The sequence below is a fragment of the Pseudomonas sp. Z8(2022) genome, from assembly GCF_025837155.1.
GTDB lineage: Bacteria > Pseudomonadota > Gammaproteobacteria > Pseudomonadales > Pseudomonadaceae > Aquipseudomonas.
This window is the reverse complement of record NZ_CP107549.1, coordinates 3,659,300-3,685,556: the sequence shown is the minus strand read 5'-3', so window position 1 is coordinate 3,685,556 and position 26,257 is coordinate 3,659,300. Positions and strand designations below refer to the sequence as shown.

Genomic DNA, 26,257 nt, shown 5'->3' with positions numbered 1-26,257 from the left:
AGCTCCGCTATCTCAGGCGCCCAGCAGACTCTGCCCGCATACGCGCAGTACCTGCGCGGTCACCGCGCCCGAACCAGGCTGAGCGAACCAGGCCACGGCTTCGGCGACATCCTGCGGCAGTCCCCCCTGGCTCATGGAGTTCATGCGCCGGCCGGCTTCGCGAATGCCCAGCGGGATGGCCGCAGTCATCTGGGTTTCGATAAAGCCTGGCGCCACGGCATTGATGCTGATGCCTTTCTTCGCCAGGGCCGGTGCCCAGGCCTGAGCCAGGCCGATCACGCCGGCCTTGCTCATCGCGTAATTGGTCTGGCCCATGTTGCCGGCGATGCCGCTGATCGAAGCGATCAGTACCACGCGACCGTTGTCGTGCAGCTTGTCGGCATCCAGCAGTGCCTGGGTCAGTACCTGCGGCGCCTTGAGGTTGACGTCGATCACCGAGTTCCAGAATGTGTCGCTCATCTTCGCCAGGGTCTTGTCGCGGGTGATGCCGGCGTTGTGCACGACGATATCCAGACCTTCGGGCAGTGCCTCGATCAGGCGTTGCGGTGCATCCTCGGCGCAGATGTCCAGGGTCAGCGCCTGCCCGCCCAGGCGCGCGGCCAGCGCCTGCAGTGCTTCGGCAGCCTGTGGCACGTCGAGCAGCACCACCTCGGCGCCGTCACGCGCGAGCACTTCGGCGATGGAGGCGCCGATACCACGCGAGGCGCCGGTAACCAGCGCCTTCTTGCCGGCCAGCGGGCGCGTCCAGTCTTTGACCTGTTCGTCACAGGCCCCCAGGCGCAGTACCTGGCCGGAGACATAGGCGCTCTTCGGCGAGAGGAAGAAGCGCAGCGCACCCTCCAGCTGCTGCTCGCCACCCTTGCCGACATACAGCAGCTGCACGCTGCCGCCGCGGCGGATTTCCTTGCCCAGCGAGCGGGTGAACCCTTCCAGCGAGCGCTGCACGCTGGCGGCCACAGGGTCCTTGAGTGATTCGGGCGCACGGCCCAGCACCACCACGCGCGGGCTGTTGGCCAGCCCCCTGAGAGCAGGCTGGAAGAAATCGCGCAGCTCGATCAATTGTTCGAAGCGGGTCAGCTGGCTGGCATCGAAAACCAGCGCCTTGAGTTTCGGGCCGTGTTCGGCGGTCCAGCGTGGCAATTCCAGCTGGCCATCGCGTGCGGCGAACAACTGGTCGGTGAGCTTGTTGGCGAAGGGCCGCACGGCCTTGAGCAGGTCACCGTCACCACCCAGCAGCAGGGCGCCCTCCACCGGCCTCACGCGGCCGGCCATCCAGCGCTCCAGGCGTACCGGCGCCGGCAGGCCCAGTGCGCCAACCAGGCGGCGGCCGGCGGAGGAGTTGGCGAAGGCGAGATAACGGTCGGACATGAAGGTCTCCTGCGGGCGAATCGAAAGTCGTGTCACTGTACGCGGCGACAGGCAAAGCGCAATTGACTCTGTTGCCTCATGCGCCGCCAAGGTGGCCAATGTTCGTGCGTGTTCGAGGTTTAGCCTGTACGGTCAGGCTAAAGTGTCAGAACCTGTTTACGACCTGCTGCACGTCGGCCCTTTACGTTAAAAACAGTCTCGGGCTGCTCTTTGCAGCTCCTAAACCGAGCGCCCTCGTCTGTTTTTGTCTCGTATGGCTCCATCCCGCGAGATCGTTAACAGATTCTGCGTCTCATGTTTCTGGGAACCGGCTGACGGACAATAGTTCGTCGCTCGATTCTGCTCATTCGACCAGCAAGGAGTTCTCATGGCCCAGTTGCGCCGGGTCGCCATCGTAGGCGGCAACCGTATTCCGTTCGCCCGTTCCAATACCGTCTATGCCAGGGCGAGCAACCAGCAGATGCTGACCAGCGCCCTCGAAGGCCTGGTGGAACGCTTCAACCTGCATGGCGAGCGCCTCGGTGAGGTGGTGGCCGGTGCAGTGCTCAAGCATTCGCGGGATTTCAACCTGACCCGCGAATGCGTGCTGGGCTCGCGTCTGGCGCCGGAAACCCCGGCCTACGACCTGCAGCAGGCCTGCGGTACGGGCCTGGAAGCGGCGATTCTGGTGGCCAACAAGATCGCCCTGGGGCAGATCGACTGCGGCATCGCCGGTGGCGTCGACACCACCTCCGACGCCCCCATCGGCGTCAACGAAGGGTTGCGCCAGATTCTGCTGGAAGCCAACCGCGGCAAGAGCACCAGCGACAAGATCAGGAGCCTGCTGAAGATTCGCCCGCGGCATTTGGCACCGCACATTCCGCGCAACGGCGAGCCGCGCACCGGTCTGTCGATGGGCGAGCATTGCGAGCTGATGGCGCAGCACTGGGCCATCCCGCGCGACGAGCAGGATCAGCTGGCGCTGGCCAGCCACCAGAAGCTGGCAGCGTCCTACGCCGAGGGCTGGCACGATGACCTGATGACGCCTTTCCTTGGTCTGACCCGTGACCAGAATCTGCGCCCCGATATCAGCGCCGATAAACTGGCCAGCCTCAAGCCTGTTTTCGAGCGCGGTCCGCGCGGCACGCTGACGGCGGCCAACTCCACGCCGCTGACCGATGGTGCCTCGGTGGTGCTGCTGGCCAGCGAGGAATGGGCCAAAGCCCGCGGCCTGCCGGTGCTCGCTTACCTGCGCGATGGCGAGGCGGCAGCGGTGGATTTCGTCCAGGGCAAGGAGGGCCTGCTGATGGCACCGGTGTATGCGGTGCCGCGTCTGCTGGCGCGCAACGGGCTGACCCTGCAGGACTTCGACTACTACGAGATTCACGAAGCCTTCGCCGCCCAGGTGCTGTGCACGCTCAAGGCCTGGGAGGACGCCGAGTACTGCAGGGAGCGCCTGGGCCTGGACACGCCACTGGGCGCCATCGACCGCAGGCGGATGAACGTCAAGGGCAGTTCGCTGGCGGCCGGACACCCATTTGCCGCCACTGGCGGGCGTATCGTCGCCAACCTGGCCAAGCTGCTTGCCGTGGCTGGCGAGGGGCGCGGTCTGATTTCCATCTGCGCCGCAGGCGGTCAGGGTGTGACTGCGATCCTCGAACGGTAATCCAATACGGGTGATCGCAAGTCATCGCGGTCACTCGATGTAAGCAACTCCGTGACTCGGGCGGCCCGCATGATGCGTGGCCGCCCTTTTTTTGCTCCCACCTCTGTAACTGCCCATGCTCACGCGGCATTGCGCCGCGCTGTGGTGGCCTGTCGCGCGGCAATACACCACAGCGGTGGCCGGGGCTTTAGCGGCTAGTCTTTCAGTACGCATTGATCCAGATCAATGCGTCTTTTCCGCAGCTTTGCTCGGCCGTCATTCGGCTGCAGATCACTTCAACAAGAACAATTTCAGCTCGTTTGACTCCAACAACTGGAGTCTATGGATCGGCTTTGCGTGTTGGGGCCGAAATAACCCTGAATGAGGATGTGACATGTTCGGCCTAGAGGCACTCGATCTCGCCCGAATCCAGTTTGCCTTCACCATCTCCTTCCACATCGTCTTCCCGGCCATCACCATCGGCCTGGCCAGCTACCTGGCGGTGCTCGAAGGCCTGTGGTTGAAGAGCGGCAATACGCTGTACCGCGATCTCTATCACTTCTGGTCGAAGATCTTTGCCGTCAACTTCGGCATGGGGGTGGTCTCCGGACTGGTCATGGCCTATCAGTTCGGTACCAACTGGAGTGCCTTCTCCGACTTCGCTGGCGCCATCACCGGGCCGCTGCTGACCTACGAGGTGCTCACCGCGTTCTTCCTCGAAGCGGGCTTCCTCGGCGTCATGCTGTTCGGCTGGAACCGTGTCGGGCCGACTCTGCACTTCTTTTCCACGGTGATGGTGGCCATCGGTACGCTGATTTCCACCTTCTGGATTCTCGCGTCCAACAGCTGGATGCACACCCCGCAGGGCTTCGAGATCGTCGATGGCCGGGTGATTCCGGTGGACTGGTTCGCCGTGGTGTTCAACCCGTCGTTCCCCTATCGACTGGCGCACATGGCCACCGCGGCCTTCCTTGCCACCGCCTTTTTCGTCGGCGCCTCGGCGGCCTGGCACCTGCTGCGCGGCCGCGACAACCCGGCGATCCGCAAGATGCTGTCGATGGCGCTGTGGATGGCGCTGCTGGTGGCGCCGGTGCAGGCCTTCATCGGCGATCTGCACGGCCTCAACACCCTCAAGTACCAGCCGGCGAAGATCGCCGCCATCGAGGGCCACTGGGAGAATGTCGGCGATGAACCGACCCCGCTGATCCTTTTCGGCTTGCCGGACATGCAGCGTGAGGAAACCCGCTTCAAGGTGGAGATTCCCGCGCTCGGCAGCCTGATCCTGACCCACAGCCTGGACCAGCAGGTGCCGGCGCTGAAGGACTTCCCGCCGGAAGACCGCGCCAACTCCACCATCGTCTTCTGGACCTTCCGCATCATGGTTGCCATGGGGCTGCTGATGATCCTCACCGGCCTGTGGGGCACCTGGCTGCGTCGCGGCGAGCGACTGTACAGCTGCCGGCCCTTCCTGCACCTGGCAGTGTGGATGGGCCCGAGCGGGATCATCGCCATCCTAGCCGGCTGGTACACCACGGAGATTGGCCGTCAGCCGTGGATCGTGCATGGCCTGATGCGCACCGCCGACGCCTCGTCCGGGCACAGTGCCGAGCAGCTGGGCTTCACCCTGACGTTGTTCGTGCTGGTGTATTTCGTGCTGTTCGGTACGGGGATCGGTTACATGCTGCGCCTGGTGCGCAAGGGGCCGCAGATCGACGAGGGCAAGGATACCTCCGAGGGTGGGCCTGGCCAGCCGCGTACGCCGGCGCGTCCGCTGTCGGCTGCCGAAGAGGGCCTGGAAGATGGTGAAACCGACACCTTGCCGGAGAGGAGCTGAACATGGGTATCGACCTTTCGCTGATCTGGGCGGTGATCATCGCCTTTGGCGTGATGATGTACGTGGTGATGGATGGCTTCGATCTGGGCATCGGCATCCTCTTTCCCTTCGTCCGTAACGAGGGTGAGCGCGATGTGATGATGAATACCGTGGCACCGGTGTGGGACGGCAACGAAACCTGGCTGGTGCTGGGTGGCGCAGGCCTGTTCGGCGCCTTCCCGCTGGCCTATGCGGTGGTGCTCGACGCGCTCTATCTGCCGCTTATCCTGATGTTGCTGGGGCTGATCTTCCGTGGCGTGGCCTTCGAGTTCCGCTTCAAGGCCAAGGCAGCCAAACGCCACCTGTGGGACAAGGCCTTCATCGGCGGCTCGCTGACCGCGACCTTCTGCCAGGGTGTAGCGCTGGGCGCCTATATCGATGGCTTCGAGGTGGTCGACCGCAGCTTCGCCGGGGGCGCCTTCGACTGGCTGACGCCATTCTCGGTGTTCTGTGGCCTGGCACTGATCGCCGCCTATGCGCTGCTTGGCTGTACCTGGCTGATCATGAAGACCGAGGGTCGCCTGCAACAGCAGATGCATGACCTGGCGCGGCCACTGGTGTTCGTGGTGCTGGCGGTGACCGGTATCGTCAGCCTGTGGACGCCGCTGGCGCACCCGGACATCGCCGACCGCTGGTTCAGCCTGCCCAACCTGTTCTGGTTCATGCCGGTTCCGCTGCTGGTGCTGCTGTGTACCTTCGCATTGCTGCGCGCGGTGGCCGTCAACCGCAACTACTCGCCGTTCCTGCTCACTCTGGTACTGATCTTCCTTGGCTACAGTGGCCTGGGCATCAGCCTGTGGCCGAACGTGATCCCGCCGTCGATCAGCATCTGGGAGGCTGCCGCACCGCCGCAGAGTCAGGGCTTCATGCTGGTCGGTGCACTGCTGATCATCCCCTTCATCCTGATGTACACCGCCTGGAGCTACTACGTGTTCCGCGGCAAGGTCACCCAGGACGATGGTTATCACTGAGGTGCGGACATGACCGAGGTCGAACCTGAGAAGAAACCCCTGTGGCAGCGTCTGGGTTGGCTGGTGCTGATCTGGACGGCCAGCGTGCTGAGCCTCGGCGCGGTGGCCTGGCTGCTGCGTCAGTTCATGAGCGCGGCAGGGTTGGGCACGCCGGGCTGAGCCCGGCGTGCGACTTGAAATATCGAGCTACTTGCGTGCCTTGAGCACCACGAACTTCGGGTTCGCCGCCACCTGCTCGACGCTGCGGAACAGACGCGCCAGCTTGGCGTGATAGCCCAGGTGGCGGTTGCCGACGATCCACAGTTCGCCGCCGCTGACCAGCGCCGCACGGGCCTGCTGGAACATGCGCCAGGCGAGGAAGTCGCCGACCACCTGCTGCTGGTGGAACGGCGGGTTGCACAGCACCAGATCCAGCGAGTCGGCCGGCTGTTCGGCCAGACCGTCGTCGGCGCGGATCGTCACCGGGCGGTCGCCGAGCGCTGCACGCCAGTTTTGCTGGGCCGACTGCACGGCCATGTATGACTCGTCCACCAGGGTCAGCTCGGCCTGCGGGCTGCCCAGCGCGTAGGCAATGCCCAGTACGCCATTGCCGCAGCCGAGGTCGGCGACGCGGCGTGCGTCCAGATGGCGCGGCAGGTGTGGCAGAAAGGCGCGAGTGCCGATGTCCAGACCATCGCGGCAGAACACGTTGGCATGGTTGATCAGTTCCAGTGCCGGTTTGTCCAGACGGTAGCGGGTGGGGTAGGGCGAGACGGGCGCAGCCTTGTTCTCGGGCGTGCAGAGCAGCAGGCGCGCCTTCTTCACCGCCAGCGAGGCCTGCACCGGGCCGATGTATTTTTCCAGCAGGTCGCCGGCGGCGCGCGGCAGGTGCTTGATCATCGCCCCTGCCACCACACGCGCGTTTGGCGTCAACTGGCCGTGCAGGCGAATCAGTTGTTCCTCCAGCAGCGCCAGGGTCTTGGGTACGCGGATCAGCACCCAGTCGTACGGCCCCTGCGCGGTTTCGCTGGCCGGCACGAAGCGCACCTTTTCGGCCGTCAGACCATTGCGAAGCAGATTCTTTTGCAGGGCCAGATGGCCGAGATGCGAATCGCCGCTGCTGACGACCTGACAGTGACTGGCCAGCGAGCAGGCGAGGGCACCGAAGCCGTCGTTGAGCACCAGCAGGCGGCTGTCCGCGCCGATGCCCTGTTCATGCACATGAGCCAGCAGGTATTCGTCGGCGGCGTCGAAGGCCTGCAGCGGCTCGTTCCGCTGCTCGGGTTGGCGAATCAGGTCGAGCGCGGCAAAGGGCGTGGTGAGAATAGGCATGGAAACCGTCGGTGTTTGTCGGGCGTGGATTGCGCGAGACTGTCTGTGAATGCAACGAAGGGGGAATTATGACCGCCAGTGACGACAAGTTCACTCGTCAGACGCTGACCGAGGTGCGCGTCTGGTCGCCCAGCCTGTTCAGCCTGCGCTGCACACGCGACCCGGGCTTTCGCTTCCGCGCCGGGCAGTTTGTCCGGCTCGGCGTGCGCAAGGCCAGCGGCTGCATCGTCTGGCGCGCCTATTCGCTGGTGTCGGCGCCGCACGACGAGTTTCTCGAGTTCTTCTCCATCGTCGTGCCGGGTGGCGAGTTCACCAGCGAACTGAGCCGCCTGCGGGTAGGCGACACGCTGCTGGTGGAGAAGATGGCCACCGGCTACCTGACCCTGGATCGCTTCGTCGATGGCCGCGACCTGTGGCTGCTGGGCAGTGGTACCGGCATCGCGCCGTTTCTGTCGATGCTGCAGGACTTCGAGGCCTGGCAGCGCTTCGAGCGCATCGTGCTGGTGTACAGCGCCCGCAGCCTCGCCGAGCTGGCCTACCAGCCGCTGATCCTCGGCCTCGGCGAGCAGGAGCACCTGGCCGAGTTCGTCCACAAGCTCACCTATCTGCCGGTGGTCACCCGCGAAGCGGCCCCCGGCTGCCTGCGGGCACGCATCACCGAACTGCTCGATAGCGGCGAACTGGAGCGCGCCGCGGGCCTGCAACTGACGCCCGAGCATTCGCGGGTGATGATCTGCGGCAACCCGCAGATGATCGACGACATTCGCCAGCGTCTGAAAATACGGGGGCTGAACCTAAGCCTGACACGGCGGCCAGGTCAGGTCGCGGTCGAGAATTACTGGTAAGAACTGGTAACAAAGTGACGACTTTCGAGGTGTCCTGCGCTCCAGTACAGTCTGCGGTCTGTTTTTCATCGTTCGGTCTTCATGGACAGCGACAGTAGTCGATCGCCCTCGCCAGTACGGTTGGGGGCGACACATCATCGAGACGACGTCTCCCAGCGTCGATTCTTCCGGCAGCCCCGCGCTGCACATTCTTTCCGTCAGTCGAGCATTCCCGTGCCTGTAGCAGGCTTGCGCGATGCTTTTGGCTGCCTTGGTTTTCCTCTAGAGAGAGCTGCACGCTAAATGGAATGGATCGTTGATCCGACGGCCTGGTTAGGCCTGTTGACCCTCATCGTCTTGGAAATCGTCCTGGGCATCGACAACCTGGTGTTCATCGCTATCCTCGCCGACAAGCTTCCGCCCGAGAAGCGTGATCGTGCGCGGGTGATAGGCCTGAGCCTGGCACTGATCATGCGCCTGGGCCTGCTGGCCAGCATGGCCTGGCTGGTGACGCTGACCGATCCGCTGATAGACGTGTTCGGCAAGTCCTTCTCCGGCCGTGACCTGATCATGCTGTTCGGTGGTGTGTTCCTGCTGTTCAAGGCCACCATGGAGCTGCACGAGCGCCTCGAAGGCCGCACGCACCAGCATGGCGGCACGCGCGCCTATGCCAGGTTCTGGCCGGTGGTGGCGCAGATCATCGTGCTCGACGCGGTGTTCTCGCTGGATGCGGTGATCACCGCCGTTGGTATGGTCGAGCATCTGGAAGTGATGATGATCGCGGTGATCATCTCCATCGGCCTGATGATCGTCGCCAGCAAGCCGTTGACCGCCTTCGTCAACGCGCGCCCGACGGTGATCATGTTGTGCCTGGGCTTCCTCATGATGATCGGCTTCAGCCTGACCGCCGAAGGCCTGGGTTTCCACATTCCCAAGGGCTACCTGTACGCGGCCATCGGCTTCTCTATTCTCATCGAGGTGTTCAACCAGGTCGCCCGTTCGCGTCGCAAGCGTAGCCTGCAGGGCGAGCGTGGTCTGCGTGAGCGTACCGCCCACGCGGTACTGCGTCTGCTTGGTGGCAAGATACAGGCCGACGAAGTGGGTGAAGACATCGCGGATCTGATTGGTGACGAGCCCAGCGAGACTCAGCTGTTCGACCGCCGCGAGAGGGTGATGATTCGCGGCGTACTGGGCCTGGCCGAACAGTCGATTCGTAAGGTGATGACCGACCGTATGGAGGTCGATCGCATCGACCTGGAAGCTCCGATGGAGAAGATTCATCGGGTATTGCTGGATTCGCCGCACTCGCGCCTGGTCGTGGTGCGTGCCTCGAAACCCGAGGAGCCGCTGGGCTATATCCACAAGAAGGAGCTGTTCAAGGAACTGCTCAAGGGCGAGCAGCCTGATATCGAAAGCCTGGTGCGTGCACCGATCAACCTGCCCGATGGCGTATCGGTACTGAGTGCCCTGGAACAGATGCGCCAGGCCTCGACTCACGTAGCTTTCGTGGTCAACGAGTTCGGCGGTTTCGAAGGACTGCTGACGCTGACTGACATTCTCGAAGCCATTGCCGGCGAACTGCCAGACGCCAGTGAGGTGGACGGTCCGGAAATCGAACAGGCCGAAGGAGGCTGGCGCGTCAATGGTGCGCTCAACTTGGCCGTGGTTCGTGATCGCCTGGGTTTTGCCGCGCCACCGAGCGAGGACTACCAGACTGTCGCCGGCCTGGCCATGAGCCTGCTAGACCGCCTGCCGGTGATCGGCGACCAACTGGAGCATGCAGGGTGGCGCCTGACCGTGACCGAGGTGAAAGATCGTCGGGTCAGCAAGGTATTGCTGGTGCCGCTCGGCGTGTGAGGGGGCGGGGGCTTCGGCGATGTCCCGCATAGCGATTGCGCAGGGCTGGACTAGGCTGATGGGGGTATGCCAACGGAGGTTCTCTCATGCCGCTCGAACACCATCCACTGATTCGCGAGTTTCCGCAGCAAGCTGAAGTGTTGCGCAAGCTGATGCAAAGCGACCCGAACTTCTCGCGTCTGGCCGGCGAGTACGATGTGCTGGACAAGCGTATCTACGCAATCGAGGACGGCCGTGAGGCGGTCGATGATCTGATCCTGCAGGGGCTCAAGCTGCAGCGGGTCGGCCTCAAGGATGAGATCGCCGAGCTGCTGCACAAGGCGGCTCCTGCTTGATCCGGATCAAATGAGGGAGCGAGGTGTGCGGCTAGGCTGGGGCCATCTTCCCTGTCAGAGGCTCCACCATGCACGTCGACCATCACCCGCTGGTTAATGACTTCCCCGAACTGCGCGGCGAACTGCAGCGTTTGCGTCAGAGCGATGAACAGTTCGCCCGTCAGGCCGAGGAATACGAAGCGCTGGACAAGCGCATCTGTCGTATCGAAGACGGCATCGAGCTGCTCGGCGATGTCGCTCTCGGTGCCCTGAAACTCAATCGCGTTGCGCTCAAGGACGAACTGGCCCGCCAGCTCAAGCGGGCAGCCGGTCAGTGCTGCGGATGTGGCAACGGTTGCCGCGGCTGAGCGGGGCGCACGCAGCAGGCTTTATCTCTGAAGCGACTCAATGCACGGGTGGGTTGATCAGATAGGTCAGCAACCCATCCGTCTCCTCTTCCGTCCAGACCGCCATCGGCGGTCTCGGCAACTCGTCCAGCAGTTTCTGCCAGAAGGCCAGTGTCACCTCGTCCTGGCGGTAGAAACGCAGCAGCCAGGTGCTGCCGCCACCCATCAGCTGGTGCACCAGGGCGCGCCCGATGCCCTGGCGACGATAGCGTTTGAGAATGAACAGATCGGCGAATTCCGGGGCATCGATACCCGGCAGTTCACTGCGTTCGATCAGCAGGAAACCGGCGATGAAGCCGTCGGCCAGGATCAGGTTGGCGCTCCAGCCCGGATCCTGCCAGTAACGCTGCAGATGCTCTTCGTGGATGTAGAAGCGGCCGTCGCTTTCGACGTCTTCCTCTTCCCAGTCCGAGCTGTCGTAGGAATAGAACTGGTAGAGGTTGCGGATCAGGGACTGCTGCTCCTGGGTGGTGGGAACCAGTTCGATGTGCATGGTGCGTGGTCTTCCGAGGGTGATGGAGCAATTATCCTCGCGTGTCTGCCGGCTGAGTAGCGCGCCTTGTCGGGTCTGTAAATTTATCCAGTTGTTCGGTATCGTTTCGGCCTCAGTCAAACCGGCAGGACGACCTTCATGGCCAAGGCAAAACGCATGTACGGCTGCACCGAGTGCGGCGCCACCTTTCCCAAATGGGCGGGGCAGTGTGGTGAGTGCGGAGCCTGGAACACGCTGGTGGAAACCGTGGTCGAGGGGGCTACGCCCAGTGGCCGTACTGGCTGGGCCGGTGACAAGGCCAATATCAAGACCCTGGCTGAAGTCAGTGTCGAGGAAATTCCGCGTTTTTCCACGGCTTCCGGTGAGCTGGATCGTGTGCTTGGTGGTGGCCTGGTCGACGGCTCGGTGGTGCTGATCGGAGGCGATCCTGGCATCGGCAAGTCGACCATTCTGCTGCAGACCCTGTGCAATATCGCCCAGCGCTTTCCGGCGCTGTACGTCACCGGTGAGGAGTCGCAGCAGCAGGTGGCGATGCGTGCGCGCCGTCTCGACCTGCCGCAGGACAGGCTCAAGGTGATGACCGAGACCTGTATCGAGTCGATCATTGCCACCGCGCGTCAGGAAAAACCCAAGGTGATGGTGATCGACTCGATACAGACCATCTTCACCGAGCAGTTGCAGTCGGCTCCGGGCGGCGTCGCTCAGGTGCGCGAGAGTGCGGCATTGCTGGTGCGCTTCGCCAAACAGAGCGGCACGGCGATCTTCCTGGTCGGCCACGTGACCAAGGAAGGCGCGCTGGCCGGCCCGCGCGTGCTGGAGCACATGGTCGACACCGTGCTGTATTTCGAGGGCGAGTCCGACGGTCGCCTGCGCCTGTTGCGGGCGGTAAAGAATCGCTTCGGTGCGGTCAACGAGCTGGGCGTGTTCGGCATGACCGACAAGGGTCTCAAGGAAGTCTCCAACCCTTCGGCGATCTTCCTCACCCGTGCCCAGGAGGCCGTGCCCGGCAGCGTGGTGATGGCCACCTGGGAGGGCTCGCGGCCGATGCTGGTGGAGGTTCAGGCGCTGGTCGACACCAGTCACCTGGCCAACCCGCGGCGCGTCACCCTGGGTCTGGACCAGAACCGTCTGGCCATGCTGCTGGCGGTGCTGCATCGCCATGGTGGCATCCCGACCTACGACCAGGACGTGTTCCTTAACGTGGTCGGCGGGGTCAAGGTGCTGGAGACAGCCTCGGACCTGGCGCTGATGGCAGCGGTGATTTCCAGTCTGCGCAACAAGCCGCTGCAGCACGACCTGCTGGTGTTCGGTGAGATCGGTCTGTCCGGCGAAATCCGCCCCGTGCCGAGCGGCCAGGAGCGTCTCAAGGAGGCAGCCAAGCACGGTTTCAAGCGTGCCATCGTGCCCAAGGGCAATGCGCCGAAGGAGGCTCCGGCCGGCTTGCAGATCATCGCAGTCACCCGTCTGGAGCAGGCGCTGGATGCGCTGTTCGAATAGTCATCAGGCGGCGCTGGGGGCTTTCTTCTGCGCTGCTGCGACGTTCTGTCGGGCGCGTCGGTAGACAACCATTGATCTGAATCGATAGTTAGCTGCCTAACATTGGAGTAAACTGCGCACATCCCCCAAACCCTGGGTATTACACCGTGTTTCTGTTCTTCGATATTTTCGCCAAATCCTTCCAGGTCGATCTTCCCCGTCGCGAGCAAGCGGCAGCCAAGGAGCGTCAGCGGGTCAAGGCCCGTCGACAGAGCCGCAACAGCAGCGACCGACTGCGCTGACGGTTGCCCCGGGCGAACGCCTGGCTCCGCTGTCCCTCCATGCTCCATGGCATGAGACATCAGGGCGGCGGGCTTATCGATCTCCAGCTTGCGGCAAGTGTTCAGACGCTGCTTTCACCCTGATCACGTTGTTCGCCAGCCTGTACGCCTTGGTCTCGTTGTTCAGCCCCTGAGCTGCATCACCAGCACCTGAGGTTCGCGAGGAGCAATTCCGACTCGTGCCCCAGGTATGCCCGCATGGGGGGAATTCCCTGCAGGGAACAGATGGCTGGCAAACATCCGGATCAGCCGGTAATGGCTGCGAGACGTTCTTTCGGGAATGTCGGCAAGCGCGTTATCGTGGAGGCTGTGCACGCCTCTGCGTGATCATCATCTGTCAGCTGCCCTCACGCCACGCTCGTCGTGGCGCGCTCGTCTATGGGCGGCACGCAGGTTCGCCGCCATATTTCGAGGATGTATCGAATGCCCCAGTCGCCCATCCCTGTCACCGTGCTCACCGGTTTTCTCGGTGCCGGCAAGACCACGCTGTTGCGCTACATGCTCAAGGCCGAGCACGGCCTGCGCCTGGCGGTGATCGAGAACGAATTCAGTGCTGCGCCGATCGATGGCCAGTTGCTCGGCGACGAACCGGTGAAACTGGTGACATTGGCCAATGGCTGCGTGTGCTGCTCGATCCATGTCGAGCTGGAGAAGGCGCTATTTCTGCTGCTGGACAAGCTCGACAGCGGTGAGCTGGCTTTCGACCGTCTGGTGATCGAGTGCACAGGCCTGGCCGACCCGGCACCGATAGCGCAGACCTTCTTCGCCACAGAAGAACTGGGCGCCCGCTACCGTCTCGACGGCATCGTCACTCTGGTCGATGCGGTCAACGCCGAGCGTCACCTGAGCGAGACCATCGCCCAGGCCCAGGTCGGTTTCGCCGATCTGATCCTGCTGAGCAAGACCGACCTGGCCGATGCAGCCAGCGTCGAGGCGTTGCGCGCCCGCTTGCAGCGCATCAACCGGCGCGCGCCGATTCAGCGGGTCGAACATGGTCGCATCGATCTGGCTGCATTGCTCGATCTGCATGGTTTCGAACTTGATCCCACGCCGGCTCGTGGCCTGATCCTGCGTCCGTTGAAGCCCGTCGCGAAAACACCTGACCGCATTCGCACGCTGGTGCTGGAGAGCCGCGAGCCGGTGGATCCGGAGCGCCTGAGTGCGTTCATCGAAGGCCTGCTGGCGCGCTTCGGTGATGCGCTGCTGCGCTACAAGGGTGTGCTTGCGGTGGCGGACGAGCCGCGTCGCCTGGTGTTCCAGGGTGTGTTGCGACTCTACAGCTTCGATTGGGATGCTCAGTGGGCGGCGGACGAAGTACGCGAAAGCGTGCTGGTATTCATTGGCGACGATCTGCCCGAAGACGAAATCCGTCAGGGTTTCGCCGAAGTGCTCGGGCGGGCCTGATCAGGGCTGTTCACCGAGGGCGGCAAGTTCCCGCTCCAGCAGAGCCTCGTCGCCCAGGTTGAGTTCGACCAGGCGACGCAGGTGGCTGATCGAGTCCAGGTCGATATGGCGGCAGACGAAGCCTAGATAGCCGGCCTGGGTGCGGGTCAGCAGGACTTCCATCTTCACCCTTGCCTCGTCGCCGAGCTGGATCTGCGCCTCGAACGGCTGATCCGGATCGGCATTCCAGCCGGCCGGCGTCTCCACCATCAGGCCCTTGAGCGACAGGTCGTGCAGCACCGCCGGCCAGCTTCGCCCGCCTTGTACGAGCACGGTGGGGGCGTCGAAGGCGATGCGCTGAAAACGGCGACGCTCGTTGGCTGTATCACTCATTCCCGAACTCCGGTCTGCAGGTCTCCCAACACTATAGCCAAGGCGGCTGTTGGCAGTCTCGAATTGTGTGATGTTGCATGAAAGAGAGGGATCAGGTTTGACAGGCGAGCAAGTCTCGCTAAAGATCCTTATGCGGTTTTAATTACTCGATATTGCGGAGCAACAAAAATGAGCAAGCGACTGCTGAGTAAAGGTTTGGTCTTCGGCCTGTTGAGCATGGCCAGCGCTGGGGCATTTGCCGACGCGGCCGGCGGCAATGGCTGCGGCTGGGGCAACATGCTGTTCGAAGGTCAGCGCGGTTTTGCACCGCACATTCTGGCTACCACCACCAACGGTACCTCGGGCAACGCCACCTTCGGCATGACCTCCGGCACCAACGGTTGTGACACCAGTGGTGCACTGGGCTACAACGGCCGCTCGATGCTGGCCATGAATGGCATGCTCGACTCCATCGCCGAAGACATGGCAATGGGCCAGGGCGAAGCTCTGGACGCCTATGCCACTCTGCTGGGTGTCGAGGCCAAGGACCGTGCACATTTCGCCAAGGTCACTCACGAGAACTTCGGCACCATCTTCAGCCAGGCTGATGCCACCAGCGAACAGGTACTGGCCGCTACCCTCGATGTGATGAGCCGCGACGCGCAGCTGGCGCGCTACGTGAAACAACCTGCCTGAGGCAAGTTTCAGGCAAAAAGAAGCCCGCCAATTGGCGGGCTTCTTCGTTTCAGCCTGAAGCTCAGTTGCCGTAGACCGGGAACTTGGCGCACAGCGCCTTGACCTGCTCACGCACGCGGCTTTCGACTTCGTCGTTGCCGATGTTGGCCAGCACTTCGCAGATCCAGCCCGCCAGCTGACGGCATTCGTCTTCCTTGAAGCCGCGAGTGGTCACTGCCGGGGTGCCGATACGCAGGCCGGAGGTGACGAACGGCGAACGCGGATCGTTCGGTACGCTGTTCTTGTTCACGGTGATGAAGGCGCGACCCAGGGCGGCGTCTGCATCCTTGCCAGTGATGTCCTGCTTAATCAGCGAGAGCAGGAACAGATGGTTCTGGGTACCGCCGGACACGACGTCGTAGCCGTTGTTGATGAACACCTGGGCCATGGCCTGGGCGTTCTTGATCACCTGAGCCTGGTAGGCCTTGAACTCGGGTTGCAGCGCTTCCTTGAAGCACACGGCCTTGGCGGCGATGACATGCTCCAGCGGGCCGCCCTGGCCACCCGGGAATACTGCGGAGTTGAATTTCTTCTCCAGCTCCTCGTTCTTGCGCGCCAGGATCAGGCCGCCGCGCGGACCGCGCAGGGTCTTGTGAGTGGTGGTGGTGACCACGTCGGCGAACGGTACCGGGTTAGGGTACAGGCCGGCGGCGACCAGGCCTGCCACGTGCGCCATGTCGACGAACAGGTAGGCACCGACCTTGTCGGCGATGGCGCGGAAGCGCGGGAAGTCCAGTACCTGCGAATAGGCGCTGAAGCCGGCGATGATCATCTTCGGCTTGTGCTCGACGGCCAGACGCTCGACTTCGTCGTAGTCGATCAGGCCGGCGTCGGTGATGCCGTACTGCACGGCGTTGTAGATCTTGCCGGAGAAGCTGACGCTGGCACCGTGGGTCAGGTGGCCGCCGTGGGCCAGGCTCATGCCCAGTACGGTGTCGCCGGCGTTGAGCAGGGCCATGTACACGGCGCTGTTGGCCTGGCTGCCGGAGTGCGGCTGGACGTTGGCGTAGTCGGCGCCGAACAGCTCCTTGGCGCGGTCGATGGCAAGCTGCTCGACCACGTCGACGTACTCGCAACCACCGTAGTAGCGCTTGCCCGGGTAGCCTTCGGCGTACTTGTTGGTCAGCACGCTGCCCTGGGCTTCCATGACCGCCGGGCTGGTGTAGTTTTCCGAGGCGATCAGCTCGATGTGCTCTTCCTGGCGCTGGGCTTCCTGCTCCATCGCGGCAAAGAGTTCGGCGTCAAAACGAGCGAGGGTCAAATCACGGCTGAACATGGCGGTCCCCTGAAATCAGCTGGGCGGTTGAAAGAGGGGGCGGATTCTACCGCAAAGGTCGCATTCAGGCATATGAAGGTCGGTCATGGGCCTGACAAAATGCCTTCATGCGAGGTCGAGCCGCCTTGGCTGCGGCCTTGGCGCGCTCAGGTGCCTGCCTAGCTGGGCATGAGCAGTGCCGCCCCGCCGAACTGGGTGCTGAACTGGCGCGCCTGCATCGGTCTGCCGAGCAGGTAACCCTGTACCTCGTCGCAGCCGTGCTCACGCAGGAACTCCAGTTGGGCATGGCTTTCCACGCCTTCGGCGATCACCATCATGTTCAGGCTGTGCGCCATGGCGATGATGGCGCGGGCGATCTGTGCGTCCTGCTCGCCATCGGGCAGGCCATCGACGAAGCTGCGGTCGATCTTCAACACGTCGATGGGGAACTGCTTGAGGTAGTTCAGCGACGAGTAGCCGGTGCCGAAGTCGTCCACGGCAATGCACAGCCCGAGGCGCTTGAGCTCGCCGAGAGTCTGCATGGCGCTGGAAACGTCCTGCATCAGGATGCTTTCGGTCAGCTCCACTTCCAGGCAGGCTGGTGCCACCGCCGTTCTGCTCAGAATGGCGGCAATGCGTGAGGCGAGATCGCCTTCGGCGAACTGGCGGGCTGACAGATTGACCGAGATCTTGGGGACGCGGATCTTTTCATCGTGCCAGGTCTTGAGCTGGCGGCAGGCTTCCTCCAGCGCCCATTCTCCGACCTGCACCACCAGGCCGAGCTCTTCCAGTACCGGGATGAACTCATCCGGCGGCACCAGGCCGCGGGTCGGGTGGTTCCAGCGCAGCAACGCCTCCACACCGGTCAGGCGGCGGCCGTCGTTGGAAAACTGCGGTTGGTAGTGCAGCACGAACTGGCCCTGCTCCTGGGCGTGGCGCAGATCGCTCTCCAGCTCCAGGCGCTCCAGGGCGCTGGCGTTCATGTCGGCCTGGTAGAACTGGAAATTGTTCTTGCCGCGTTCCTTGGCGTGGTACATGGCCGTGTCGGCGTTCTTCATCAGCTGGCTCAGCTCGTTGCCGTCCTGCGGGGCAAGGGCGATGCCGATACTGGCGGTGACGAAGAACTCGCGGCCTTCGAGGACGAACGGGCGGGCCAGGCTGGAGAGAATCTGTTCGGCGGCATGAATGGCGCGATTCAGTGCGCCCTCACGGGTGGTGCGCGGCTGCAGCAGCAGGGTGAACTCGTCGCCGCCCATGCGTGCCACGGTGTCGTCGCCGTCGACGCAGGCAGACAGCCGCACGGCCACGTCCTTGAGCATGCGGTCGCCGGCGGCGTGGCCAAGGGAGTCGTTGATCGGCTTGAAGCGGTCGAGATCGAGGAACATCAGCACCACCCACTCGTCGTGCCGCTCGGCGTGCTGCAGGGCACTGTGCAGGCGGTCCTGGAACAGGGTGCGGTTGGGCAGGTGAGTCAGTGCATCGTAGTAGGCCAGGCGGTGGATACGCTGTTCGCTGGCCTTGCGTTCGCTGATGTCGCTGAAGAAGCTCACGTAGCTGACCAGATCGCCTTCCTCGTCATGCACCGCGGTGATGCCGACCCAGGCCGGGAAGTTCTCGCCATCCCTGCGCTTGAGCCAGACCTCGCCCTCCCAGCTGCCGCGCTGGTTGAGCTGGCTGAGGATGTACTGCATGTGAGTGGCCTGCTGGCGGTCGGCGGTGAGCATGCTCGGCAGCTGATCGAGCACCTGGCCGGCCGAATAGCCGCTGACGCGGCTGAATGCCTTGTTGACCTGCACGATATAACCGGCCGGATCGGTCACCAGAATCGCCGCCGTGGAGTGCTCGAATACCGTGGCGGCCATGCGCAGGTCCTTTTCTGCACGGCGTTGCTGGCTGATGTCGCGGCCCACACCGAGGATGCCTTCGAAGCTGCCGTTCTCGTCCCACATCAGCACCAGGCGCAGTTCCACCGGGATCTTGCGGCCGTCGGCACGCAGGCAATCGAAGACGAACAGCTGATCCGGCAGCTCATCGCGCAGACGATTGAGACGGTCGCGTTCGCCGAGCGCATCGCGGATGCGTTCGAGCAGCAGATGGAGTCCGTTCAGTTGCTGTGGATTGGCCGCCAGGCTGTAGAAGCTGTTGGCCATCACCCAGTTGACGGAATAGCCCAGCACCGGCTCGACCGAAGGGCTGACGTAGTTGAGATTCAGCGCGCTGTTGGTGGAAAAGATCACATCGCTGATGCTTTCGGCCAGCAGGCGGTAGCGCTGCTCGCTGTCGCGCAGTGACTGGTTGCGTTCGATCTGTTCGGTGATGTCCTTGGCCACGCCGATCAGACGACTGACGCGGCCGCGGTCATCGCGCGCCAGAGCCTGCTCGCGGATGCTGAACCAGTGCCATTGACCGTTACGATGGCGCCAGCGCACCACGGATTCGAGCAACAGGCCATCACCGACCACTTTCTGCAGGTTGCGGATACGCCAGTAGTATTCGGCGTCGTCCGGATGCAGCACCTGCACCCAGAAATCCTCGCGCATGGCGCGCAGCTCGGTCTCGCTGTAGCCCAGCTGCAGGCCAAGGCTGTGGTTGCTGAACAGCACCTGGCTGTTCTGCATGTCATGGACGTAAAGCAGGTCGGGCACCGAACGCACGACCTCCGACCAGAAGCGCTCACGCTCGATCAGCGACAGTTCGATGCGCTTGCGGCTGGTGATGTCGCTGATGCTCAGGGTAACGGCCTGATAGTCCTGGATCATTTCCGGCAGGCGCAGTACCAGCCAGACGTGACGCTGCAGTCCCTGCGCGGTGACCAGCTGGGTTTCCAGCTCCACCAGATTGGGGCCTTCGAGCACGGCCACGGCCAGGCGATAGCGCAGGTCATCCGCTTGAATCGGGCCGTTATCGATCAACTGCTGCCAGGCCTGTTCGATGGTCTTCACCCCGAGCAGATTGAGCGCGACCTGGTTGGCCTCGGTCATCCGCAGTTGCTCGATCAGCAGCTCCTGATGCTCGGCATTGGCTCGTAGCCAACGCTGCAGGCCTGCGCTGTCACGCAGTTTGTGCCGCAGCAGCAGGTCGCGCACGCCGGATAGATCGAGTACGCAGAGGGCCACGCCAGTGCCCTCGAAAATGTCCTGATAGCGCCTGCGGGTTTCCTGCAGCACGCGCATGGCCTGCTGTTCATCGGTCACGTCGCGCAGTACCCAGACATAGCCGGCCTGGTGACCGGTTTCGCTGATGTCGCTGCGGGTCACGGCGAACAGGCGCACGCGTCCCTCGCTTTCTACTCTGACCAGCTCGGGGCCCAGATCCATGATCGGTTGCGGGCTGTTGAGCAGCAGGGGGTCGAGGTCCGGCAGCAGGTCCAGCAGATGCATGTCCCAGGCCGCTTCGCTGCTGAGACCAAGCAGTGACTCGGCCTGCGGGTTCAGGTAGCGCAACTTGCCATCGGCCTGGGTAACCAGAACGCGTTCTTCGATGGCGCCGAGAGCGCTGGCGGCCTGACGCAGCGAGCGGCGCGATTCGGTATTCAGGTGTTGCAGGCGACGTTGCTCGCGTTGCAGCCCGTACAGGGCCAGCAAGGTAAGCAGGCTGCACAGCGCGAACAGCAGAAACTTGCCGGCCAGGGTCGGCATCAGCGCGTTGCCGACGCGGTCACTGTCGAGAAGTGCGCGCAGTCGCCAGTCACTGCCGGGCAGGGCAATCAGTTCCAGGCTTTGCGCCTGTTCCGCTGCGGTAACCGGAGCGATGCTTTCTACCCCTTGTTGCAGGTCATCGGCGCGGACGATGACTCGCTGACTCAGCAGGTCTTCGAGCAACCAGCGGTACTCACTCTGATGTTGCTCGCGCAGCCAGTTGCGCAGCGCATTGGCACGCATGCGCAGGACGCGCTGACTGCCGTCGGGCTGGCGCAACAGCAGGTAGAGAGCTCCGCCATCCAGTGCGCTGAAGGCGAAGTGATAGGGTTCCGAGCCGCTGCGTTGCTGCAGGTTGCGAATGAAGCTCAGGTCACGCGATTCGCTGGCGCTGTCGGCCAGCAACTGCCCGTTGGCATCGAGCCAGGCCATGCTGCCGAGCGTTGGAAATATGCTGCGCAGTCTCTCCAGCACGTCGCTGCTGTCGCTGCCGTACTCGGGGGCGTTTTGCAGCATCGCCTGGCCTGCCTGCGCCTTGAGACGCATGTTCAGGCTCAGGTGCCTGGCCAACTGGCCGGCATAACTCCGGCTCAGTTGCTTCTGGTTGTCGAGCAACTGGTGATATTGCTGCGTCAGCTGCCAGGCCAGCACCCCCAGGATCGCCAGAACCAGCGCTACCAGTGCGCGCCTCAGCGCTACACGACGTCTCGGTGCGCGCGATTCGCCCGGAGAGGATGAAGGCAGGGAGGAGAGGGTCGACACGTTCTGTGAACCTGCAGCCGGCGCTGATCTATCGTGGGCTTCGGGGCGTGCGAACAGGCCTGTGCTCGCGCGGGTCGGCTAGAATGCCTGTAAAACTGGCCAAGTGCCAGCTGTGCCGACGAGTGTAGGTTTGCCCTGTCACGTACATTGCGGTAGCTTTGCGCCGCGCGCGTGAACTGTCCGCGCGGTACTTGGCGTTCGCTCCGGCAGGGGCTAAGGTCTCTGCCAACGCCCCGCTGCAGGCCCGATGAAAGATTGCCTGCAGCCGCTAACGCGGCGGCCAGGCCGACAGGCGCCAGAGTTTGCCGCCTGCTGGACTGCGGCGTTGCAGTGTTTCACTCGCAACGTTCTCGCAGTATCTGCAAGGCCCGCCATTTCCAGCCCTTTATTCTCACCAGTCAGGTTTTCCATGGCTCAGTACGTCTACAGCATGCATCGGGTCAGCAAGGTCGTCCCGCCGAAGCGTGAAATTCTCAAGGATATTTCCCTGTCGTTCTTCCCGGGCGCCAAGATCGGCGTGCTCGGCCTCAACGGCGCAGGTAAGTCGACCCTGCTGCGCATCATGGCCGGTGTCGATACCGAGATCGACGGTGAAGCCCGTCCGATGCCCGGCATCAAGGTCGGCTATCTGCCGCAGGAGCCTCAGCTTGATCCGAGCAAGACGGTGCGCGACGTGGTCGAGGAGGCCGTAGGCGAGATCAAGCAGGCCCAGGCGCGCCTCGACGAGGTCTATGCCGCCTACGCCGAGCCGGATGCCGACTTCGACGCGCTGGCCGCCGAGCAGGCCAAGCTGGAAGCCATCCTGCAGGCTGCCGATGGTCACAACCTGGAGCGTCAGCTGGAAGTCGCCGCCGACGCCCTGCGTCTGCCGCCATGGGACGCCAAGATCGAGCACCTGTCCGGTGGCGAGAAGCGTCGCGTGGCGCTGTGCCGCCTGTTGCTGTCGGCACCCGACATGCTGCTGCTGGACGAACCGACCAACCACCTGGACGCCGACTCTGTGGCCTGGCTGGAGCGCTTCCTGCACGACTTCCCGGGCACCGTGGTGGCGATTACCCACGACCGTTACTTCCTCGACAACGTAGCCGGCTGGATTCTCGAACTCGACCGTGGCCACGGTATCCCCTACGAGGGCAACTACTCCGGCTGGCTGGAATCGAAGGCCAACCGTCTGGCCCAGGAAGCCAAGGCCGAGGCGTCGCACGCCAAGGCGATGAAGGCGGAGCTGGAGTGGGTGCGTCAGGGTGCCAAGGCCCGTCAGGCCAAGTCCAAGGCGCGTCTGCAACGCTTCGAGGAAATGCAGTCGCAGGAATTCCAGAAGCGCAGCGAAACCAACGAGATCTACATCCCGGCTGGTCCGCGTCTGGGCGACAAGGTCATCGACTTCCACAACGTGTCGAAGTCCTTCGGCGACCGCGTGCTGATCGACGACCTGTCCTTCAGCATTCCGAAAGGTGCCATCGTCGGAGTGATCGGCGGCAACGGTGCCGGTAAGTCGACCCTTCTGCGCATGATCACCGGCAAGGAGCAGCCGGACTCCGGCAGCATCGAGATCGGCGAAACCGTACAGATCGCCAGCGTCGACCAGAGCCGTGACATGCTCGACGGCAGCAAGACCGTGTGGGAGCAGATCTCCGATGGTTTCGACATGATCAAGGTCGGCAACTATGAGGTGCCGTCGCGTGGCTACGTCGGTCGTTTCAACTTCAAGGGCGCCGACCAGCAGAAGTTCGTCAAGGATCTTTCCGGTGGTGAGCGCGGTCGTCTGCACATGGCGCTGACCCTGAAACAGGGCGGCAACGTGCTGCTGCTCGACGAACCGTCCAACGACCTCGACGTGGAAACCCTGCGTGCGCTGGAAGAGGCGCTGCTGGACTTCCCCGGCTCGGCCATCGTGATCTCCCACGATCGCTGGTTCCTCGACCGCATCGCCACGCACATTCTTTCCTATGAGGATGATGGCAAGGTGACTTTCTTTGAGGGCAACTACACCGAGTTCGAGGCCGATCGCAAGAAGCGCCTTGGCGAAGCGGCCACCCAGCCGCACCGGGTGCGCTACAAGAAGCTCGCGCAGTAAGCGTGGCGGATAAAAAACGGAGCCTTCAGGCTCCGTTTTTTATGTGGCCGGTGCTGCTACAAACGGGCCAGCAGCGCTTCCAGTGCCCTGGCCTGGTCCTCGGCCAGGTCGATGATATGAAATCCGGCCCAGCAGTGCTGGCCATCGGCCCCGGGACGGCTCCACAGGCAGTCGGCGCCCAGGCGTACTTCCTGAATCTCGTCGTTTTCCGAGGTGCAGACCAGACGGCATTGCAGTACGGCATCGGCCGCATGTGGCGTATCGCTGAACAGCATGAAGCCATCGGCCGACAGGTCGACGATACGGCCAAGGCGCTGGCCGCTGTTCAGGTCGAAGACCTCCAGCTGCATATCAGTGCCATGGCGGCTGTGTTGGCGACGCTCTTCCATGGATATTCCTCAGCGGGGTTCGGCTGTGCGTCCGGTGAAACGCTGCAGCACACGGTAAATGGCGGTCAGTGCGCGATCCATCAGCGGGGTCGCGCGTTCTGGAGTGACGATACGGGCCAGACCCTTTTCCATTTCGCTGGCCAGCAGGGTCAGCGGCTTGATCGCCACGCGCTGACCGCTGTTGTCGACGAACATGTAGTTATGCGTGGTCGGGCTGAACCAGGAAAGCTTGAGCACGCGGCTCTTGTCGCCTTCGACGAACTCGAACCAGGTGCCGAACTCTACGTTGGCCAGCTCCTTGGCCAGGGCCTGTGCACGGGCAGAGAGCTTGTTGCGTGACGGCGCCTGCCGGGCCAAGTCGGCATCCTCACCGAGCATGGCGCCCAGCGGGCTTTCCGGCAGGTTCGGCTTGAGCTGCGCCGCCAGTTGCGGCTGCTTGGCCTGCACCGCGTGCTGGCAGGCTACCAGGTCCTGAAGCAGACGACGGATGCCGTCTTCGTGGTAGCCACCGAGCAGTTCCAGGCCCTTGCGCAGATCGCTCAGCATGGGCACGCGTATGTCCTGCAGGCGCTGCTTGTCGGTGTCACCGAGCGGGGTGCCGCTCCAGCCCAGTTGTTCGGCCACCTCGCAGGCACGCTGCCACTCTGCGCTTTGCTCGCCATGGCGCAGCAGCACGAAGACCAGGACATCGGCCCAGGTCAGTTCGAGGAAGTTACGGATGATCACCGGCAGGTCGCGCTGGTCCACGCAGTGCCGAATCACCTCCTGCGCCTGCTCGCGAGCGCCGAGCAGGCGGTCACGGCCCTTGGCGGCCTCGACCGCGCGGCGTTCGCGCAGCTCGACCTTGTGGCGGAGGGTGTCGACGTACTCGTTGAACTCCTCGTTCAGGCTGTCCAGCAACCCCAGGTCGCCGCTGAAACCGTGGATCACCCGTTCCACCACCCACTGCATCTTGGCCAGCAGGCCACGTTCGTCGCCTTCGCTGCCATAGAGCACTCCGGCCTGGGCCATGGTGTTGAGCAGGCGTCTGGCCGGGTGGTGGTGCTGGGTGAACAGCGCCTTGTCCAGCAGGGCGATTTTCAGATAGGGCGTGTGCAGATGCGAAAGTGCGGTCTTGCAGGCGTCCGGCAGATTCTCGTCATCGAGGATGAAGTCGAACAGCATGCCCACCAGGTCGATCACGTCGGCTTCCTGATCGGACACCTTGCTGTCGCCCGGCAGGCTGCTGTGCGACTCGAGCTGTTGTTGCAGGTCGGCCTTGAGACCCTCGACTGCCTGCGGCTTGTGCAGGCGCTGTGCCAGTTCGTGGGCCGACTGCTGCTGCATGCGGTTGAGCGCGGCGAGCAGCTCGCTGGCGCTGTAGGTACGGCTGGCTTCGCGTGGAGCGAAACTGACGATGCTGCGTGTGCCGCCCAGCAGTGGGGCATCCGGGTGGCTATGGCGATGCTCGTCGAGCAGGCTGGACAGGCCGCTGAACAGCGCGCTCGGGTCACTCGGCGGCGGTGCACTGAGATCCAGATCGAGCAGCGCCGGTTCTCTGCTGGACGGCGCGCTGCCGGATCTGCCCGTCGGCTGTTGCCGGTTTGCCGGGGCGTCCTGTTTTGTAGGCGCGGGGCGGCTGACGCCCGGATTGATCTGCGCGCTGTATTTGAGGTTGGGCAGTACGCCGGCATCGATCAGGCGCTGGTTGAGCGCGCCGTAGAGCGAATCGAGGCTCTGCATGACATGCCGGTCGAAGAGCATGTAGAGAATGGTCTTGATCTGCAGCGGGAAGGGGCAGGGCGCCAGCGCGTCGCGAAATGCCTGGGCGATGGCCTGTGGGCCGAAGGGATTGCTGTCCTCGCCGAGCTTCTGGCCGTTGTTGAGCAGGGCCAGCCGCTGGTCCAGGGCGAACAGCGGCTCAGTGCAGCGCGCCTTGACCCGGCTGACCATGTTGGTGACCTGCAGGGTCTCCTCGTAATCCTCGTTCTGCACCAGCGACAATTGTTCGGGATCCACCTGGACGGCAGTCGCATCCTGCAGCTTGCCATCGAGGAAGTCGGAGAAGTTGCTGGCGATCTTCTGGTGATAGCTGCGTTCGATCTGCGGACGCTGACGGCGAACTTCACGCATGCTGTCGAAGAACAGGGTCTGTACCTTATTGTTCTCGGCTTTTTCCGCGCACTCGAACAGGGTGTCGTCGACCTGGCCGAATACACCGTTGAGATGCTCCGCCAGTCGGTTCATCACCAGCTTGCGGCAGGCTTGCACCAAATCGCTGAAGCGCGGCTGGATGCCGCGGCTGGCGAGGCTGACCACCTTGGGATTAACGGGGGGCTTGTCCTGGTTGCTCATGGACTGTCCTGGCTGGCGTCGTCGGCTGATGCATCCTGCACGCTGCCGCTGTCAATGAAAGATATAGTAGCCCATGCCCCTTCCGCAAAGCATTGTCGCAAAAGCAGTTTGCAGGGGTTGACAGGGAATTTTTGCTACGTAAAATGGCGCGCCTCTGAAGCGGTAAAGCAAAAGCCGAAACGCAGCAGAGATGGAAGACCGAAGTTCCGCGATAGCTCAGTCGGTAGAGCAAATGACTGTTAATCATTGGGTCCCTGGTTCGAGTCCAGGTCGCGGAGCCAACTTCCTAACGGGGTATAGCGCAGTCCGGTAGCGCGCTTGCTTTGGGAGCAAGATGTCGGGAGTTCGAATCCCCCTACCCCGACCATATTTGGGTCGTTAGCTCAGTTGGTAGAGCAGTTGGCTTTTAACCAATTGGTCGTAGGTTCGAATCCTACACGACCCACCACCATA

21 protein-coding genes and 3 tRNA genes are annotated in these 26,257 nt (G+C 63.2%); 16 read left to right on the top strand and 8 right to left on the bottom strand.

Annotation, left to right across the window (positions count from 1 at the left end):
* Nucleotides 1-12: 12 nt before the first annotated feature.
* A complete protein-coding gene (locus tag OEG79_RS17595; protein WP_264146231.1) occupies nt 13-1,368 on the bottom strand; it encodes a 3-oxoacyl-ACP reductase in 1,356 nt (451 codons plus the stop codon).
* A gap of 367 nt (nt 1,369-1,735) precedes the next feature.
* On the opposite strand from OEG79_RS17595, the gene OEG79_RS17590 reads away from it, so the two are divergent.
* The 4 genes from OEG79_RS17590 to OEG79_RS17575 all read left to right on the top strand — a co-directional run bounded on the left by OEG79_RS17590 (nt 1,736) and on the right by OEG79_RS17575 (nt 5,995).
* Nucleotides 1,736-3,013, top strand: coding sequence for an acetyl-CoA C-acetyltransferase (locus tag OEG79_RS17590; RefSeq protein ID WP_264146230.1), 1,278 nt, complete (start codon nt 1,736-1,738; stop codon nt 3,011-3,013).
* Nucleotides 3,014-3,386: 373 nt separating this feature from the next.
* A complete protein-coding gene (locus OEG79_RS17585; protein ID WP_264146229.1) occupies nt 3,387-4,826 on the top strand; it encodes a cytochrome ubiquinol oxidase subunit I in 1,440 nt (479 codons plus the stop codon).
* A gap of 2 nt (nt 4,827-4,828) precedes the next feature.
* Nucleotides 4,829-5,836 carry a cytochrome d ubiquinol oxidase subunit II gene (gene cydB / locus OEG79_RS17580; RefSeq protein ID WP_264146228.1) on the top strand — a complete coding sequence of 336 codons (1,008 nt, stop codon included), beginning with the start codon at nt 4,829-4,831 and terminating at the stop codon, nt 5,834-5,836.
* 9 nt (nt 5,837-5,845) lie between these two features.
* Nucleotides 5,846-5,995, top strand: coding sequence for a DUF2474 domain-containing protein (locus tag OEG79_RS17575; RefSeq protein ID WP_264146227.1), 150 nt, complete (start codon nt 5,846-5,848; stop codon nt 5,993-5,995).
* A 27-nt stretch (nt 5,996-6,022) separates the two neighbouring features.
* Here the strand turns inward: OEG79_RS17575 and OEG79_RS17570 are convergent, their stop codons facing one another.
* Nucleotides 6,023-7,147, bottom strand: coding sequence for a methyltransferase (locus OEG79_RS17570; protein WP_264146226.1), 1,125 nt, complete (start codon nt 7,145-7,147; stop codon nt 6,023-6,025).
* A 68-nt stretch (nt 7,148-7,215) separates the two neighbouring features.
* Between OEG79_RS17570 and OEG79_RS17565 the strand changes: the two genes are divergently transcribed.
* From OEG79_RS17565 to OEG79_RS17550, 4 genes are all read left to right on the top strand, one after another.
* The gene (locus OEG79_RS17565; protein ID WP_264146225.1) at nt 7,216-7,992 is read left to right on the top strand and encodes a ferredoxin--NADP reductase; all 777 of its coding nucleotides are present in this window, start codon (nt 7,216-7,218) and stop codon (nt 7,990-7,992) included.
* Nucleotides 7,993-8,274: 282 nt separating this feature from the next.
* A complete protein-coding gene (locus tag OEG79_RS17560) occupies nt 8,275-9,828 on the top strand; it encodes a TerC family protein (RefSeq protein ID WP_264146224.1) in 1,554 nt (517 codons plus the stop codon).
* An 86-nt stretch (nt 9,829-9,914) separates the two neighbouring features.
* Nucleotides 9,915-10,163: a YdcH family protein gene (locus OEG79_RS17555; protein WP_264146223.1), complete on the top strand. Its 249-nt coding sequence runs from the start codon at nt 9,915-9,917 to the stop codon at nt 10,161-10,163.
* 68 nt (nt 10,164-10,231) lie between these two features.
* On the top strand, nt 10,232-10,510 hold the full coding sequence (locus OEG79_RS17550; protein WP_264146222.1) for a YdcH family protein: 279 nt from the start codon (nt 10,232-10,234) through the stop codon (nt 10,508-10,510).
* 37 nt (nt 10,511-10,547) lie between these two features.
* Here the strand turns inward: OEG79_RS17550 and OEG79_RS17545 are convergent, their stop codons facing one another.
* A complete protein-coding gene (locus OEG79_RS17545) occupies nt 10,548-11,042 on the bottom strand; it encodes a GNAT family N-acetyltransferase (protein WP_264146221.1) in 495 nt (164 codons plus the stop codon).
* A gap of 138 nt (nt 11,043-11,180) precedes the next feature.
* On the opposite strand from OEG79_RS17545, the gene radA reads away from it, so the two are divergent.
* The 3 genes from radA to yjiA all read left to right on the top strand — a co-directional run bounded on the left by radA (nt 11,181) and on the right by yjiA (nt 14,263).
* Entirely contained in the window at nt 11,181-12,539 is a 1,359-nt protein-coding gene (radA, locus tag OEG79_RS17540) for a DNA repair protein RadA (RefSeq protein WP_264146220.1), read from the top strand.
* 146 nt (nt 12,540-12,685) lie between these two features.
* The gene (locus tag OEG79_RS17535) at nt 12,686-12,820 is read left to right on the top strand and encodes a hypothetical protein (RefSeq protein WP_264146219.1); all 135 of its coding nucleotides are present in this window, start codon (nt 12,686-12,688) and stop codon (nt 12,818-12,820) included.
* Nucleotides 12,821-13,282: 462 nt separating this feature from the next.
* Nucleotides 13,283-14,263, top strand: coding sequence for a GTPase (gene yjiA, locus OEG79_RS17530; RefSeq protein ID WP_264146218.1), 981 nt, complete (start codon nt 13,283-13,285; stop codon nt 14,261-14,263).
* Here the strand turns inward: yjiA and OEG79_RS17525 are convergent, their stop codons facing one another.
* A complete protein-coding gene (locus tag OEG79_RS17525) occupies nt 14,264-14,635 on the bottom strand; it encodes a PilZ domain-containing protein (RefSeq protein ID WP_264146217.1) in 372 nt (123 codons plus the stop codon).
* A 168-nt stretch (nt 14,636-14,803) separates the two neighbouring features.
* On the opposite strand from OEG79_RS17525, the gene OEG79_RS17520 reads away from it, so the two are divergent.
* On the top strand, nt 14,804-15,310 hold the full coding sequence (locus tag OEG79_RS17520) for a DUF3015 domain-containing protein (protein ID WP_264146216.1): 507 nt from the start codon (nt 14,804-14,806) through the stop codon (nt 15,308-15,310).
* A 61-nt stretch (nt 15,311-15,371) separates the two neighbouring features.
* Here the strand turns inward: OEG79_RS17520 and glyA are convergent, their stop codons facing one another.
* Complete coding sequence (gene glyA / locus OEG79_RS17515; RefSeq protein ID WP_264146215.1) at nt 15,372-16,625, bottom strand: serine hydroxymethyltransferase; 1,254 nt, start codon at nt 16,623-16,625, stop codon at nt 15,372-15,374.
* A gap of 158 nt (nt 16,626-16,783) precedes the next feature.
* Nucleotides 16,784-20,935, bottom strand: coding sequence for an EAL domain-containing protein (locus OEG79_RS17510; protein ID WP_413247550.1), 4,152 nt, complete (start codon nt 20,933-20,935; stop codon nt 16,784-16,786).
* A 478-nt stretch (nt 20,936-21,413) separates the two neighbouring features.
* Here OEG79_RS17510 and ettA point away from each other — a divergent pair, with 478 nt between their 5' ends.
* Nucleotides 21,414-23,081, top strand: coding sequence for an energy-dependent translational throttle protein EttA (gene ettA / locus OEG79_RS17505; protein WP_264146213.1), 1,668 nt, complete (start codon nt 21,414-21,416; stop codon nt 23,079-23,081).
* A 56-nt stretch (nt 23,082-23,137) separates the two neighbouring features.
* Here the strand turns inward: ettA and OEG79_RS17500 are convergent, their stop codons facing one another.
* Together OEG79_RS17500 and OEG79_RS17495 are read right to left on the bottom strand one after the other, a co-directional pair.
* A complete protein-coding gene (locus OEG79_RS17500; RefSeq protein WP_264146212.1) occupies nt 23,138-23,470 on the bottom strand; it encodes a PilZ domain-containing protein in 333 nt (110 codons plus the stop codon).
* Between the two features lie 9 nt (nt 23,471-23,479).
* On the bottom strand, nt 23,480-25,804 hold the full coding sequence (locus OEG79_RS17495; protein WP_264146211.1) for a DUF1631 domain-containing protein: 2,325 nt from the start codon (nt 25,802-25,804) through the stop codon (nt 23,480-23,482).
* Between the two features lie 205 nt (nt 25,805-26,009).
* Between OEG79_RS17495 and OEG79_RS17490 the strand changes: the two genes are divergently transcribed.
* The 3 genes from OEG79_RS17490 (at nt 26,010) to OEG79_RS17480 (ending at nt 26,252) form a co-directional block, all read left to right on the top strand.
* Nucleotides 26,010-26,085 (top strand) — tRNA-Asn (locus tag OEG79_RS17490).
* 9 nt (nt 26,086-26,094) lie between these two features.
* Nucleotides 26,095-26,171: transfer RNA gene (locus OEG79_RS17485), tRNA-Pro, on the top strand.
* Nucleotides 26,172-26,176: 5 nt separating this feature from the next.
* A tRNA-Lys gene (locus OEG79_RS17480) sits at nt 26,177-26,252 on the top strand.
* Nucleotides 26,253-26,257 lie beyond the last annotated feature (5 nt).